The following is a 12777-nucleotide window of genomic DNA, read 5'->3' as shown; positions in this document are numbered from 1 at the left end:
ATGGCAACTATTAAAGTAACTCAAACTAAAAGCTCAATTGGTCGTCTACCAAAGCACAAAGCTACTTTGCGTGGTCTAGGCCTTCGTCGTATCAACCATACAGTAGAACTTGAAGATACACCGTGTGTACGCGGTATGATCAACAAGGTTTACTACATGGTTAAAGTTGAGGAGTAATCAGAATGCGTTTGAATACTCTATCACCGGCTGCTGGTTCTAAGCACGCTCCTAAGCGTCTAGGCCGTGGTATCGGTTCTGGCCTTGGTAAAACAGGTGGCCGCGGTCACAAAGGTCAAAAGTCACGTTCTGGCGGTACAGTTCGTCCAGGTTTTGAAGGCGGTCAAATGCCTCTAAAACAACGTCTACCTAAATTCGGTTTCACTTCTCGTAAGAGCCTAGTGTCTGCTGAAATTCGTCTAGCTGAGCTAGCGAAAGTTACGGGTGACGTGGTCGATCTAAACAGCTTGAAAGCAGCTAACCTAATCACTAAGAACATCGAAAATGTTAAAGTTGTTCTTTCTGGTGAGATTAGCAAAGCAGTGACTGTGAAAGGTCTTCGCGTGACTAAAGGCGCTAAAGCTGCAATCGAAGCTGCAGGCGGTAAAATCGAGGAATAATCTCGAGGAACGAGGTACAGATGGCTAAGAAACCAGGACAAGATTTTCGTAGTGCTCAGAGCGGCTTAAGTGAGCTAAAGTCGCGCTTATTATTCGTAATTGGTGCACTTTTAGTATTCCGAGCCGGTTCTTTTGTGCCGATTCCTGGTATTGACGCAGCTGTACTTGCCGATTTGTTCGAACAGCAAAAAGGTACCATCGTTGAAATGTTTAACATGTTCTCCGGTGGTGCTCTTTCGCGTGCATCTATCTTAGCATTGGGCATCATGCCGTATATTTCGGCGTCAATTGTTGTCCAATTGCTAACTGTAGTTCATCCAGCGTTAGCCGAACTCAAGAAAGAGGGTGAGGCAGGGCGTCGTAAGATTAGCCAATATACGCGTTATGGCACGCTTGTACTTGCAATATTCCAAGCTATTGGTATCGCAACAGGCTTACCAAACATGGTCAACAATCTGGTTGTTATCGACCAAACCATGTTTACCCTGATTGCTACCGTGAGTTTAGTAACTGGCACCATGTTCTTAATGTGGTTAGGTGAACAAATTACTGAGCGTGGAATAGGAAATGGTATTTCCATTTTGATTTTTGCAGGTATTGTTGCTGGATTGCCTTCGGCAATCGGACAAACGATTGAGCAAGCGCGTCAAGGTGAATTGCATGTGCTTCTTCTGTTGTTAATTGCGGTACTTTCTTTTGCTGTGATTTATTTCGTTGTTTTCATGGAACGTGGTCAGCGTCGTATTGTCGTTAACTATGCAAAGCGTCAACAAGGTCGTAAAGTGTTTGCAGCGCAAAGTACTCACTTGCCATTGAAAATTAATATGGCGGGTGTAATACCTGCAATTTTTGCATCGAGTATTATTTTGTTCCCAGGAACATTAGCTCAGTGGTTTGGTCAAAATGGTGAGAGCAGCACATTCGGTTGGTTAACTGATGTGTCTTTGGCTCTTAGCCCTGGTCAACCTCTGTACGTTATGCTTTATGCAGCAGCGATTATTTTCTTCTGTTTCTTTTACACAGCGTTGGTGTTTAACCCTCGTGAAACAGCGGATAACTTGAAGAAGTCCGGTGCGTTCGTACCCGGCATCCGCCCAGGTGAGCAGACAGCGAGATACATTGATAAAGTAATGACCAGACTAACCTTAGCAGGTGCTCTCTACATTACCTTTATCTGTCTGATTCCCGAGTTCATGATGGTCGCGTGGAACGTACGTTTCTACTTCGGCGGCACATCACTACTTATCGTAGTGGTTGTGATTATGGACTTTATGGCACAGGTACAGACTCATATGATGTCCCAACAGTATGATTCTGTGTTGAAAAAAGCAAATCTGAAGGGCTACGGCCGTTAATTCAGATTTCACTTACGGAGTTTAGCAATGAAAGTTCGTGCTTCCGTTAAAAAAATCTGTCGTAACTGTAAAGTAATCAAGCGTAACGGCGTCGTTCGCGTGATTTGCAGTGAGCCAAAGCACAAGCAGCGCCAAGGCTAATTAGCAGAAATTTTTACTTGAAATATAAAGGTCGGTCGAGTATATTCCTCGGCCTACCTTTTGTGTGCAAAAGAAGTAGTATGCCGCAGCGTATCCTCGACGGGCTTTGCTGCGGATAATTTCTTATATAAGTACTAGGAGTGAATAGTGGCCCGTATAGCAGGCATTAACATTCCTGATCAGAAGCATGCTGTAATTGCATTAACTGCAATCTACGGCATCGGTAAGACCCGTTCGAAAGCTATCTTAGCTGATTTGGGTATTGCTGAAAGTGTTAAGATCAGTGAACTAACTGAAGAGCAGATCGATCTACTGCGTGATGGTGTAGCTAAATACACTGTAGAGGGTGATCTTCGTCGTGAAGTTTCCATGAACATCAAGCGTCTTATGGACCTTGGCTGTTACCGTGGTCTTCGTCATCGTCGCAGTCTACCACTACGTGGACAGCGTACTAAAACCAACGCTCGTACCCGTAAGGGTCCGCGTAAACCGATCAAGAAATAGTCGGAAGGGTATAGAGTACAATGGCAAAACAACCAACTCGCGCACGTAAGCGTGTACGCAAGCAAGTTGCTGATGGCGTAGCGCACATCCATGCATCTTTCAATAACACAATCGTAACTATCACAGACCGTCAAGGTAATGCTCTAGCTTGGGCAACTGCTGGTGGTTCTGGTTTCCGCGGTTCTCGTAAGTCTACTCCGTTCGCTGCACAGGTTGCTGCTGAGCGTTGTGCTGAAATGGCTAAAGAATACGGCCTTAAGAACCTAGAGGTTATGGTTAAGGGTCCAGGTCCAGGTCGTGAATCAACTGTTCGCGCACTGAACGCTGCTGGTTTCCGTATCACTAACATTGTTGATGCGACACCAATCCCTCATAACGGTTGTCGTCCACCTAAGAAACGCCGCGTATAACGTTTCTAGGAAGATTGGAGAAAGATCATGGCAAGATATTTGGGTCCTAAGCTGAAGCTTAGCCGCCGCGAAGGTACTGACTTGTTCCTTAAGTCAGGCATTCGTGCGATTGATACCAAGTGTAAAATTGACAACGCACCAGGTGTACACGGCGCTCGTCGCGGTCGTCTATCTGAGTACGGTGTTCAGCTTCGTGAGAAGCAAAAAGTTCGTCGTATTTATGGCGTTCTAGAAAAACAATTCCGTAACTACTACAAAGAAGCTGCACGTCTTAAAGGCAATACTGGTGAAAACCTACTTCAGCTTCTTGAAGGTCGTCTTGATAACGTAGTTTACCGCATGGGCTTTGGCGCTACTCGCGCAGAAGCACGTCAGCTAGTAAGCCACAAAGCTATCCTAGTTAACGGTAAAGTTGTAAACGTTCCTTCTTTCAATGTTGCGGTTAACGACGTTGTTGCAATCCGTGAGAAAGCTAAAAAGCAATCTCGCATTAAAGCAGCTCTAGAAGTTGCTGAACAACGCGAAAAACCAACTTGGATTGAAGTAGATGGCGGCCAAATGGAAGGTACATTCAAGCGTATGCCTGAGCGTTCTGACCTGTCAGCTGACATCAACGAACAATTGATCGTCGAGCTTTACTCTAAGTAAGGTTAAACTAAAGAGAGGACACAATGCAGGGTTCTGTAACAGAATTTCTTAAGCCACGTCTTGTTGATATCGAACAGATTAGCACGACACACGCAAAAGTAACTCTTGAGCCGTTAGAGCGTGGTTTCGGCCATACTCTGGGTAATGCACTTCGCCGTATTCTTCTATCTTCAATGCCAGGTTGTGCTGTAACTGAAGTGGAGATTGAAGGCGTACTACACGAGTACAGCACCAAAGAAGGCATTCAAGAAGATATCCTTGAGATCCTTCTGAACCTAAAAGGTTTGGCTGTTCGCGTTGCCGAAGGCAAAGATGAAGTGTTCATTACGCTGAACAAATCAGGCTCGGGCCCTGTTGTTGCAGGTGACATCACCCATGATGGTGATGTAGAGATCACTAACCCTGAGCACGTGATTTGTCATCTAACGGATGACAACGCTGAGATCGCTATGCGTATCAAAGTAGAACGTGGTCGTGGTTATGTTCCAGCTTCAGCTCGTATCCATACTGAAGAAGATGAGCGTCCAATCGGTCGTCTACTTGTAGATGCTACTTACAGCCCAGTAGACAAAATTGCCTACTCTGTGGAAGCCGCTCGCGTAGAACAACGTACTGATTTAGATAAGCTCGTTATCGATATGGAAACGAACGGTACTCTAGAACCTGAGGAAGCAATCCGTCGTGCAGCAACTATTCTTGCTGAACAATTGGATGCGTTCGTAGATCTTCGTGATGTACGTGTACCTGAGGAGAAGGAAGAGAAGCCAGAATTCGATCCAATCCTACTGCGTCCTGTAGACGATCTTGAACTAACAGTTCGCTCTGCTAACTGTTTGAAAGCAGAAGCGATTCACTACATCGGTGATCTAGTACAGCGCACTGAGGTTGAGCTACTTAAAACGCCAAACCTTGGTAAGAAATCTCTTACAGAGATTAAAGACGTGCTTGCATCACGTGGTCTATCTTTGGGCATGCGCCTAGAGAACTGGCCGCCAGCGTCTATCGCTGAAGATTAATCGATACTAGTTAGAAGGATTAGGTCATGCGCCATCGTAAGAGTGGTCGTCAACTCAACCGCAACAGCAGTCATCGCAAAGCGATGTTCAGCAACATGGCTAGCTCTCTAGTACGTCATGAAGTTATCAAGACTACTTTGCCAAAAGCAAAAGAGCTACGTCGCGTCGTTGAGCCTTTGATTACACTAGCTAAGACTGACAGTGTTGCAAACCGTCGTCTAGCATTTGCTCGCACTCGTGATAACGAAGTTGTGGCAAAACTATTTAACGAACTAGGTCCACGTTTTGCAGCTCGCCAAGGCGGCTACACACGTATCCTAAAGTGCGGTTTCCGTACTGGTGATAAAGCTCCAATGGCATACATTGAGCTTGTCGATCGCCCAGAAGTAGCTGTAGAAGCTGCTGCTGAGTAATCAGTTCGTATAATTAAAAAAGCCGAGTAGTAATACTCGGCTTTTTTGTATGCGTAGTGTCGTTTTTGATAGATGCTAAGTAAGAAATACTAATAAAAAAAGGTCAGCGAATGCCAACCTTCTCACTATCAATTCTATTTATAGAATATCGAGTAGCTCTACTTCAAATACTAGAGCTGCAAAAGGAGGAATTGCAGCGCCAGCGCCACGCTCACCGTAGGCAAGATCTTGTGGAATATAGAGTTTCCATTTTGAACCCACAGGCATCAGTTGTAGTGCTTCTACCCAACCTTTGATTACACCTGTTACTGGGAATTCAGCTGGTTGACCGCGAGATACAGAGCTATCAAATACTGTACCGTCAGTCAATTCACCGTGGTAATGAACACGTACTTGCTTGTCAGATGTCGGGATATCCCCCGTACCTTCTGTAAGAATTTCGTACTGTAGACCAGATTCAAGCACGGTCACTTCAGGGCGTAGTGCGTTATCTGTTAAGAATACTTCACCGTCGGCTGCGGCTGCTTTGGCAGCTTCTTGGCGTAGAGATTCTGCACGCATGTGCAACTCTTGCAGTGCATTATTGATTTCATCAATTTCAATTGATGGCATGTCGCCTACTAATGCGGTTGCGATACCTGCGGCGATTGCGTCAACGTTAAGTCCTTCTAGACCACTACCCGCAAGTTGTTGGCCCATTTGTAGACCGATACCGTAGCTTGCTTTTTGCTCTACAGTGTCAAATTTTACTTCAGACATAAACAGTCACTCTTTTTATGTAAATAAACAAGTGCCAAAGGATATCAGTTTCAAGCATGGGATGAAATGCTAATGGGAAATATCCAATATTGAACCTTCAGGTTGTGACAAATCGCAGATCCCAAAGAAAAATGTTCAAGATTGTGTCAACGTTTACGTTATCGCCACCTTGGCTCTATACTGATCCCTCTTGAGTTTTTATACTGTAGCTCGACAGAAAAGGAGACGGGTTAAGATGAATCGTCGTCACAAGAAGAAACCGCAAACTGATTATTTAGCGTTTATCCAACAGAAGTGGCATGCATTCGATTGGCGTGGCCTTATTTTACGTGTTCGCACAGTTTGGCTGGCGCTGCCTAAGCTTCACCAGCGCGCTTTATTAGCGATCGTTCCAGTAGTGTGTTTGCTCATTATTATTCCTTTTCCTGAGCGAACAGAGCAGGCCGCTGTACCGAAAAGTAGTGAGCGTGTGGAAATCAGCATTAATACGGTTGGGTTGAGTGAACAAAAAACGCCTCAACAAACCGATCGTAAATCTGAGTTCTGGCGAGAGTACACGGTTAAAAACGGGGACACTTTGTCGCAGGTTTTTCGGGCAAATGATTTACCGATGTCTGATCTTAATGCCTTAGTCAAAATTGAAGGCAGTGACAAACCGCTCAGCCAAATTACCCAAGGCCAATTAGTTCGCTTTAAACTCGCGGCTGATGGGCAACTCGATATCCTGCAACTTGAGAAAAACGATCAATCAGTGATGTTTTTCAGGCGCTCAGATGGCGGATTTGGCCGTAGTAAATAACACGCTTTGATCAAGGGGGTTATTTACTTGCTGAGCTGCATGTCGATATGCGGGATATCATCTTCTAGATACATCGCCGACGTTTGTTGAAAACCATAACTTTGATAGAAGCTAGCAAGATAGTGCTGTGCACCAATTTCAATATCTTGATTGGGCCACAGCTTCTGGCATTCGGCTAATGCTTGCTGCATTAATTGGTGTCCAAGGCCATTTCCTCTCGCTTCTTTTTGGGTTGCAATGCGACCAATGCTGACACTTGGGTAGCTAATCCCCGCAGGGAGTAAGCGCGCGCAGGCAACAATCTGCTGATCCTGTTCACCAATTAAATGAAAAACACCTGGCTGAATATCTTTATTATCCAATTCAGGGTAAGGACAGGTTTGTTCGACCACAAAGACATCGACGCGCAGTTTAAGTAGCGCATAAAGTTGATGAGTGGTTAATTGTGAGAATGAAAGACAGTGCCAAGTAATCATCGTAGTGCCCCTTTAAAAATGGATGTCGTTACTCTATCAAGCTTAAGTGCATGATTCATTAACAAAGGTTAAGAGTGAGCTACAAACTTGATGAATGATAAATAAAGATTCACTAGCCACACGAGGTTAAATAACGATAATAGGCGTTTAATTTTCGTCTAACGAAAGGACGGTCTCTTGAGTAATCTCTCTTTTTCAACGGTAAATCTACAACCAGAACTTCTTTCTAACCTCGATACTTTGGGATACACCAAGATGACGCCGATTCAGGCGTTAAGCTTGCCAACCATTTTGGCGGGTAAGGATGTGATTGGCCAAGGAAAAACAGGCTCAGGAAAAACAGCAGCGTTTGGTTTAGGCGTATTATCTAACCTCAACGTTAAGCGTTTTCGCGTTCAAGCTTTGGTGCTATGCCCAACGCGGGAGTTAGCCGATCAAGTCGCAACGGATATTCGCACACTCGGCCGCGCCATTCATAATATTAAAGTGCTCACCTTGTGTGGCGGCATGCCAATGGGGCCACAAATTGGTTCGTTAGAGCACGGTGCACATATTTTGGTTGGTACTCCGGGGCGTATTCTTGACCATTTAGACAAAGGTCGTATCGATCTCTCTGAACTCAATACGTTAGTGCTTGATGAAGCGGACCGAATGCTCGAAATGGGTTTCCAAGAAGCGCTGGATGCGATCATCAATGAAACGCCAACCAGCCGTCAAACCTTGCTGTTTAGTGCTACGTTCCCAAATCAAATCAAACAAATTGCGCAGCGGATTATGCGTGAGCCTGAAATGGTCAAAGTTGAATCCACCCATGATACGTCCAGCATTCAGCAATATTTTTATAAAGTAGAGGGAACAGAGGCGCGTGATCGCGCGTTAGAACTGCTGCTTTTACACCATCAGCCTGAATCTGCCGTGGTGTTCTGTAATACAAAGAAAGAAGTACAAAGTGTTGCTGAAGATCTACATCACAAGGGCTTTAGTGTGGTGGAACTGCATGGTGATTTAGAGCAGCGTGACCGTGACCAAGCTTTGGTGCAGTTTGCTAATAAAAGTATCTCCATTTTAGTTGCAACCGATGTGGCGGCACGTGGCCTTGATGTCGATAACTTAGATGCGGTATTTAACTTTGAGTTATCACGTGATCCTGAAGTGCACGTGCACCGCATTGGGCGTACTGGCCGAGCGGGCAGTAAAGGCTTAGCTTTTAGCTTCTTCAGTGACAGTGAAATGCACCGAGTGGCGATGATTGATGAATATATGGATATGCCCATCGAACCTGCTAAATTGCCTGATGCCAGTGCGCTAAACAACGCGCCTTATCAAGCCAATATGGTCACTATCCAGATTGATGGCGGTAAAAAGCAGAAAGTGCGCCCGGGAGATATTCTAGGGGCGTTGACCAGTAACGACGGTATTGACGGTCAATATGTCGGTAAAATTAACATGTTACCGATGCGCAGCTACGTTGCAGTCCATAAATCGGTGGCGAAAAAAGCACTGAAGAAAATGGAAAGCGGTAAGATGAAAGGACGCCAATTTAGAGCACGCCTTCTAAAATAAGCCCCTTCATTTAGAATTAAAGCCAGCGAACAACTCGCTGGCTTTTGCGTTTATGAGGGTTTTGAACTGACGGGTGTCGAGTCCAAATAAGCGCTGGCCTGCTCCTTACCCATGTATTTTGCCAGTGTATGCAGCGGAACTTGTTTCAAGTTCACTACAATTAAGCCATCTAACGCATTGTTAAACGCGGGGTCGACATTAAAACAGACGAGCTTGCCATTCATCCCTAAATATTGGCGCAGCAATACAGGAAGGCCCTTGCCATTTTCCATTTTTGCTAACACTTTCGACAGCAGAGAAATGCTTGCCAAAGAGGAGAGCAAGTTGGTTTGCCAAAATGTGTTCCCATTGCACCGTAGTGGAGTGGAAGGTGAAACCAAGGTTGCCTTTTCATGATCATAATGATGAATAGAGAGTGTGGCGGACATTAATTGTCGCGCGGTGTGGCTGTAATCGTTGCTAATGCTTACTGGGCCAAACAAGTGCGTATATTGTGGATGACGCGCGACAAACGCAGCAATACCTTTCCACAGCATTAACAGTGAGTTGAGGTTGCGCTGGTATTTCGAGGAAACCACCGAGCGGCCTAGCTCAATACTGGTATCGAGTGTGTTGATGAAGGCTTCATCATACTGAAATAAGCTACGGGAATAGAGCCCTGCTAACCCTTGCTTCGCTATCAGTTCATCCACTAACCCCAATCGATAAGCTCCAACAATTTGACGGTCTTTCTTGTGCCAAACAAAGAGTTGGTAGTAATGGCGATCATACTCATCAAGATCACAAGCTAAGCCGCTTCCTTCACCTACGGCGCGAAAACTCTCTTCACGAATTCGACCAATCTCTTGCAGTATGTGGGGCAACTGCTCGCTTGCGGCGCAATAGACAATCCAATCACCTTGCTCTAAGAGCTTGCTTTCGCTTGGCAGCGCGGCGAGATCTTGCTCGAGTTTCTCTGCGGTAAGCGCATCAATAATAGGGAGGGGCGATGTCACTAACTCTGGTGAGGATGGCGTTGCGGAAGCTGCTGCACTCATTAAATAGGTATTGAGACGCAGATAATGAACAATGTCTCGTTCCTGTTCAAATGCTTTCACTTCAGAATAGGGGATGGGATTGCCGATGGAAATCTCAATGTTGTGCGCCTGCTTATTCAGTAGCTCGCGGCCGAGCAATGCCGTTCGCAGTAGTGGATGAATTCGCCCCGCTTGATAAAACAGAGTGCTATTTTTACCATTAATAAAGATCGGGACGGTGGTGGCTTGGGCGCGTTTAACAAATTTGGCGACGGATTGACTCCATTCGATATCCGACAGTGTTTGCGATCCTTTGGGGTAAGTAGATACCTCACCAGCAGGGAAGATAATCAATAAGCCACTTTGAGCCAAATGAAGATTCGCATCTCGAATGGCTTGCGCATTGGTGCTGCGAGCACTTTTGCTATTGAACACATCGACACCGATAAAGAGTTCACTAATTTCAGGCAGGCGCTTTAGCAACTGATTCGCCAGCACTTTAATATCGGTGCGTACTGAACCAATTAAATCGGCTAATATCACCCCTTCAATTGCGCCCAGAGGGTGGTTAGCGACGATCACCACCGGCCCTGTTTGTGGAATGTTATCGATGCTGCCTAAAGCAAGGCGATATTCGATATTGAGTGCCGCTAGCGTGTAGCGCATAAACTCAAAGCAAGAGGGTTTGGCAGGACGCTGCTGATACAGTTTATCCAGTGTTGCAAGCCCAGAGGCCCATTCAACAATTGATTCTGCGACGCCAAATGGAGTGTGTCGTGGTAAACGAAAAGGACTGGCTAGCATAATTACACTCCTTTATTCAGCCACTGGTGCAATAAACCATCACCGTTTTTGAGATCTCGTCGCACCAAAAAAGCCGCACACAACCAAACAAGACAAGCCATCGCAAATAGCAGGCCGCTATCATTGCCGACCACTTCTCCTACTTGGTTAAACTCTGGCATCGCAATGCCAAGAGGCGTAAATAAATGAAAGAAAATCGCACCACTCATAATGCCGACGCTCATCAGTGCACCAAGGCCATGCCAGCGGCTAAACAGCAAAATAGAGGCTATCAGTTCAGCCGTTCCGATTAAATACCCGCCATACACAGCAAACCAACCGAGGCCAGACCACGCACCTAAGGTGCCAAAAATATAGTTGGTTTCGTAAGAGCCGGAAAACTTAAAGACAAGCGATTGAATAAAAACAAACGCAATCAAGAGTGAGGGGAGATGCTGGCTAGCTTTAAACGTCATGGTGTGGCTCCTACTTAATTAAATTGGGCCAATTTTTATCGGCCTGTTGGATGTGCACCGCTTGGTTGGCATCCCATAATGTTTTGATCTTTTTGTCGTAATTGAGATAGAGCTTGCCGTCGACGATCGCCCATTGATTGGGATCTCCCGGAGCAAAATCGTTCTTTTCAGAGATGGCCCAAGCGCAGTAGCCGCCATACTGCGGCGCATATTGGTTAGGGTTATTCAGAAACAGTTCAAGATTCTCTTTTGAAGAAAAATACCACTGCGCATTTTTATAAAGGGTCGAAAAATCGGAGGAACCTTTTACTGGCTCTCCTTCGGTGAAGTAGGCGACGGTGTCATAGCCACTCAGCGCTTTATTGCTCAGAAAGCTGGTGTAAATTTCATCCTCAGCGAGGCTCACGCTGCTGACAAACAGCAGTAATAGTCCTAGTAAACGTTTCATTGTTGATTCCTCATAAATTGGCGACCCAAGGCGTGGTTTTGTCGATCTCATCGCGCTGCTGGTGGAGTGATGTCTCACTGAGCTGTAAGCAAGGTGAACCTGAGATATAGGTCATATACTGCTGCTGTTGTGTGACGCGTAAATAGGTAAAGCTAACGGTGTGCGCATCTTGACGATGCATACAGGGTGCCCAATGTGGATGGGCGACATGGTGGTGGGCGTGAAACTTTAGTCGCTGTTGCACACTATTTTCCTCGGCGATTAAAGCTTGATAGAGCTGCGAGCGGTAGTGTTGCACCTGTTCTAAATCGACACTGGATGAAAATAGAGGCGATTGCGTCACCGCAATTTGGCTCTGTTCACCATTCCACGCCAGAGCCATTACATTACTTTGTACATCAGTTAAATTAGGGTCGAAAGCAAGCAAAGTGAATGGTGCAAATTGCTGAAGATTAAGCTGTGCAAACGCTTGGATAACCTTCTCGACACTGACTTGACTGGATAAATGCTTAAGCAATTGACCGCGGCTCACTAAGCGTTCGGCATCGGCTCCTTGGGGGATTTTACCTTGGTAATTATTGAGCAAGCACAAAGCCAAACCGCATTCATTAAGGCTGATCCAACTGCCTCCACCGGCAGGATCAATCGGCATCAACACTTCAACACCAGCTTGCGTGTATTGTTTAGGCGGCAACGCTAATGGGCGGTTTTTTTGTTCATCACGGTTAAAAAACAGATGATAGCCGTGTTTGTCGAGTAACCAAGAAACTGAGCACATGTTATTGCCCCCGAATGAAGGAGGCCGTGGCTGGCGCTAAGCCGAAAGCGGCATCGGTTTCTACATGCAGCAAATGAGCGACCACTTTAGCCATCGCAAAATGGTGCTGTGCATGCAAAGTGGCGAAGCTTAGCTCTCGCTCCCATGTTGATGATAAAGAGCACACTTGCGTTTCCTGCAATGAGGTTTCAACAAGTACCGTAACGGATTTTTGGAGTGAGGCCGAGCACTGCGTTAACCATTGAATTAAATACTCAATTTCGGCCAAGGCCGCAGCACGGGACGTCTCAACGAGGTGGCCCCGGCGGCGTTGGTTGTAATCAATAGTGCTAGTTGAGTTAGCCAGCGCATGAAACAGATCTAACCAATGACGAAAATGTTGCCCCACTGAACTGGCGACAATTGGCGTGGCTAAGTGGGTGTAGTGCCTATCTTCTAACTGTTCGAGAAACTGGTGCGCTTGTTCCAGTGTTTCAATGCCGCCTTGGATCACGGGGGCATGATTAGGCTGCGATGCGCTTTGTTGTGAACTTGTGGTGATTGCAAACATATTTCTATCCCTATGATTGTTCTTA

The 12777-nt window shown here is 45.8% G+C and carries 18 protein-coding genes; 11 read left to right on the top strand and 7 right to left on the bottom strand.

Annotated features, from left to right (window positions below):
* The 9 genes from rpmD (at position 1) to rplQ (ending at position 5104) form a co-directional block, all read left to right on the top strand.
* On the top strand, positions 1–177 hold the full coding sequence (gene rpmD, locus AACT23_RS14180; protein WP_004398455.1) for a 50S ribosomal protein L30: 177 nt from the start codon (positions 1–3) through the stop codon (positions 175–177).
* A gap of 5 nt (positions 178–182) precedes the next feature.
* The gene (gene rplO / locus AACT23_RS14175) at positions 183–617 is read left to right on the top strand and encodes a 50S ribosomal protein L15 (protein ID WP_010318777.1); all 435 of its coding nucleotides are present in this window, start codon (positions 183–185) and stop codon (positions 615–617) included.
* A gap of 20 nt (positions 618–637) precedes the next feature.
* Entirely contained in the window at positions 638–1972 is a 1335-nt protein-coding gene (secY, locus tag AACT23_RS14170; RefSeq protein WP_017046739.1) for a preprotein translocase subunit SecY, read from the top strand.
* A 27-nt stretch (positions 1973–1999) separates the two neighbouring features.
* Positions 2000–2113: a 50S ribosomal protein L36 gene (gene rpmJ, locus AACT23_RS14165; protein ID WP_000868186.1), complete on the top strand. Its 114-nt coding sequence runs from the start codon at positions 2000–2002 to the stop codon at positions 2111–2113.
* A 147-nt stretch (positions 2114–2260) separates the two neighbouring features.
* Positions 2261–2617, top strand: a complete 357-nt coding sequence (gene rpsM / locus AACT23_RS14160; protein WP_010318779.1) for a 30S ribosomal protein S13 — start codon at positions 2261–2263, stop codon at positions 2615–2617.
* Positions 2618–2637: 20 nt separating this feature from the next.
* The gene (gene rpsK / locus AACT23_RS14155; protein WP_001118870.1) at positions 2638–3027 is read left to right on the top strand and encodes a 30S ribosomal protein S11; all 390 of its coding nucleotides are present in this window, start codon (positions 2638–2640) and stop codon (positions 3025–3027) included.
* Between the two features lie 27 nt (positions 3028–3054).
* Positions 3055–3675 (top strand): 30S ribosomal protein S4, encoded by a 621-nt coding sequence (gene rpsD, locus AACT23_RS14150; RefSeq protein WP_013855928.1) that lies wholly within the window; start codon positions 3055–3057, stop codon positions 3673–3675.
* Positions 3676–3698: 23 nt separating this feature from the next.
* The gene (locus tag AACT23_RS14145) at positions 3699–4691 is read left to right on the top strand and encodes a DNA-directed RNA polymerase subunit alpha (RefSeq protein WP_010318781.1); all 993 of its coding nucleotides are present in this window, start codon (positions 3699–3701) and stop codon (positions 4689–4691) included.
* A gap of 26 nt (positions 4692–4717) precedes the next feature.
* Positions 4718–5104 carry a 50S ribosomal protein L17 gene (rplQ, locus tag AACT23_RS14140; protein WP_017042856.1) on the top strand — a complete coding sequence of 129 codons (387 nt, stop codon included), beginning with the start codon at positions 4718–4720 and terminating at the stop codon, positions 5102–5104.
* Positions 5105–5242: 138 nt separating this feature from the next.
* Here the strand turns inward: rplQ and AACT23_RS14135 are convergent, their stop codons facing one another.
* A complete protein-coding gene (locus tag AACT23_RS14135; RefSeq protein WP_010318783.1) occupies positions 5243–5863 on the bottom strand; it encodes an FKBP-type peptidyl-prolyl cis-trans isomerase in 621 nt (206 codons plus the stop codon).
* A 235-nt stretch (positions 5864–6098) separates the two neighbouring features.
* Between AACT23_RS14135 and AACT23_RS14130 the strand changes: the two genes are divergently transcribed.
* A complete protein-coding gene (locus AACT23_RS14130; protein WP_064625935.1) occupies positions 6099–6662 on the top strand; it encodes a LysM-like peptidoglycan-binding domain-containing protein in 564 nt (187 codons plus the stop codon).
* A 23-nt stretch (positions 6663–6685) separates the two neighbouring features.
* Here the strand turns inward: AACT23_RS14130 and AACT23_RS14125 are convergent, their stop codons facing one another.
* Complete coding sequence (locus AACT23_RS14125; RefSeq protein WP_013855931.1) at positions 6686–7138, bottom strand: GNAT family N-acetyltransferase; 453 nt, start codon at positions 7136–7138, stop codon at positions 6686–6688.
* Positions 7139–7315: 177 nt separating this feature from the next.
* Here AACT23_RS14125 and dbpA point away from each other — a divergent pair, with 177 nt between their 5' ends.
* The gene (gene dbpA, locus AACT23_RS14120) at positions 7316–8701 is read left to right on the top strand and encodes an ATP-dependent RNA helicase DbpA (RefSeq protein WP_017042859.1); all 1386 of its coding nucleotides are present in this window, start codon (positions 7316–7318) and stop codon (positions 8699–8701) included.
* Between the two features lie 50 nt (positions 8702–8751).
* Here the strand turns inward: dbpA and AACT23_RS14115 are convergent, their stop codons facing one another.
* Genes AACT23_RS14115 through AACT23_RS14095 form a run of 5 tightly spaced genes read right to left on the bottom strand, consistent with a single transcriptional unit; the run spans position 8752 to position 12752 of the window.
* Positions 8752–10521, bottom strand: a complete 1770-nt coding sequence (locus AACT23_RS14115) for a lysophospholipid acyltransferase family protein (protein ID WP_094127463.1) — start codon at positions 10519–10521, stop codon at positions 8752–8754.
* Between the two features lie 2 nt (positions 10522–10523).
* The gene (locus tag AACT23_RS14110) at positions 10524–10976 is read right to left on the bottom strand and encodes a hypothetical protein (RefSeq protein WP_094127461.1); all 453 of its coding nucleotides are present in this window, start codon (positions 10974–10976) and stop codon (positions 10524–10526) included.
* 10 nt (positions 10977–10986) lie between these two features.
* Positions 10987–11424 (bottom strand): YHS domain-containing (seleno)protein, encoded by a 438-nt coding sequence (locus AACT23_RS14105; protein WP_017046734.1) that lies wholly within the window; start codon positions 11422–11424, stop codon positions 10987–10989.
* Between the two features lie 10 nt (positions 11425–11434).
* Positions 11435–12202, bottom strand: coding sequence for an NRDE family protein (locus AACT23_RS14100; protein ID WP_094127459.1), 768 nt, complete (start codon positions 12200–12202; stop codon positions 11435–11437).
* 1 nt (position 12203) lies between these two features.
* Positions 12204–12752, bottom strand: coding sequence for a hypothetical protein (locus AACT23_RS14095; protein WP_013855937.1), 549 nt, complete (start codon positions 12750–12752; stop codon positions 12204–12206).
* Positions 12753–12777: the final 25 nt, after the last annotated feature.

It is taken from the genome of Vibrio sp. V09_P4A23P171 (assembly GCF_963875615.1).
In the GTDB taxonomy this organism is placed as follows: Bacteria; Pseudomonadota; Gammaproteobacteria; order Enterobacterales; family Vibrionaceae; genus Vibrio; species Vibrio anguillarum.
Note: the sequence above shows the minus strand (reverse complement) of the source record. Positions and strands in the feature narration are given on the sequence as shown.

Coding starts and splice junctions, on each gene's coding strand:
- AACT23_RS14105 (WP_017046734.1), bottom strand. CDS start 11,424: ATGAAACGTTTACTAGGACTATTACTGCTGTTTGTCAGCAGCGTGAGC.
- secY (WP_017046739.1), top strand. CDS start 638: ATGGCTAAGAAACCAGGACAAGATTTTCGTAGTGCTCAGAGCGGCTTA.
- AACT23_RS14095 (WP_013855937.1), bottom strand. CDS start 12,752: ATGTTTGCAATCACCACAAGTTCACAACAAAGCGCATCGCAGCCTAAT.
- rpmJ (WP_000868186.1), top strand. CDS start 2,000: ATGAAAGTTCGTGCTTCCGTTAAAAAAATCTGTCGTAACTGTAAAGTA.
- rpmD (WP_004398455.1), top strand. CDS start 1: ATGGCAACTATTAAAGTAACTCAAACTAAAAGCTCAATTGGTCGTCTA.
- AACT23_RS14115 (WP_094127463.1), bottom strand. CDS start 10,521: ATGCTAGCCAGTCCTTTTCGTTTACCACGACACACTCCATTTGGCGTC.
- AACT23_RS14135 (WP_010318783.1), bottom strand. CDS start 5,863: ATGTCTGAAGTAAAATTTGACACTGTAGAGCAAAAAGCAAGCTACGGT.
- rplQ (WP_017042856.1), top strand. CDS start 4,718: ATGCGCCATCGTAAGAGTGGTCGTCAACTCAACCGCAACAGCAGTCAT.
- AACT23_RS14125 (WP_013855931.1), bottom strand. CDS start 7,138: ATGATTACTTGGCACTGTCTTTCATTCTCACAATTAACCACTCATCAA.
- AACT23_RS14110 (WP_094127461.1), bottom strand. CDS start 10,976: ATGACGTTTAAAGCTAGCCAGCATCTCCCCTCACTCTTGATTGCGTTT.
- AACT23_RS14100 (WP_094127459.1), bottom strand. CDS start 12,202: ATGTGCTCAGTTTCTTGGTTACTCGACAAACACGGCTATCATCTGTTT.
- AACT23_RS14145 (WP_010318781.1), top strand. CDS start 3,699: ATGCAGGGTTCTGTAACAGAATTTCTTAAGCCACGTCTTGTTGATATC.
- rplO (WP_010318777.1), top strand. CDS start 183: ATGCGTTTGAATACTCTATCACCGGCTGCTGGTTCTAAGCACGCTCCT.
- AACT23_RS14130 (WP_064625935.1), top strand. CDS start 6,099: ATGAATCGTCGTCACAAGAAGAAACCGCAAACTGATTATTTAGCGTTT.
- rpsK (WP_001118870.1), top strand. CDS start 2,638: ATGGCAAAACAACCAACTCGCGCACGTAAGCGTGTACGCAAGCAAGTT.
- rpsD (WP_013855928.1), top strand. CDS start 3,055: ATGGCAAGATATTTGGGTCCTAAGCTGAAGCTTAGCCGCCGCGAAGGT.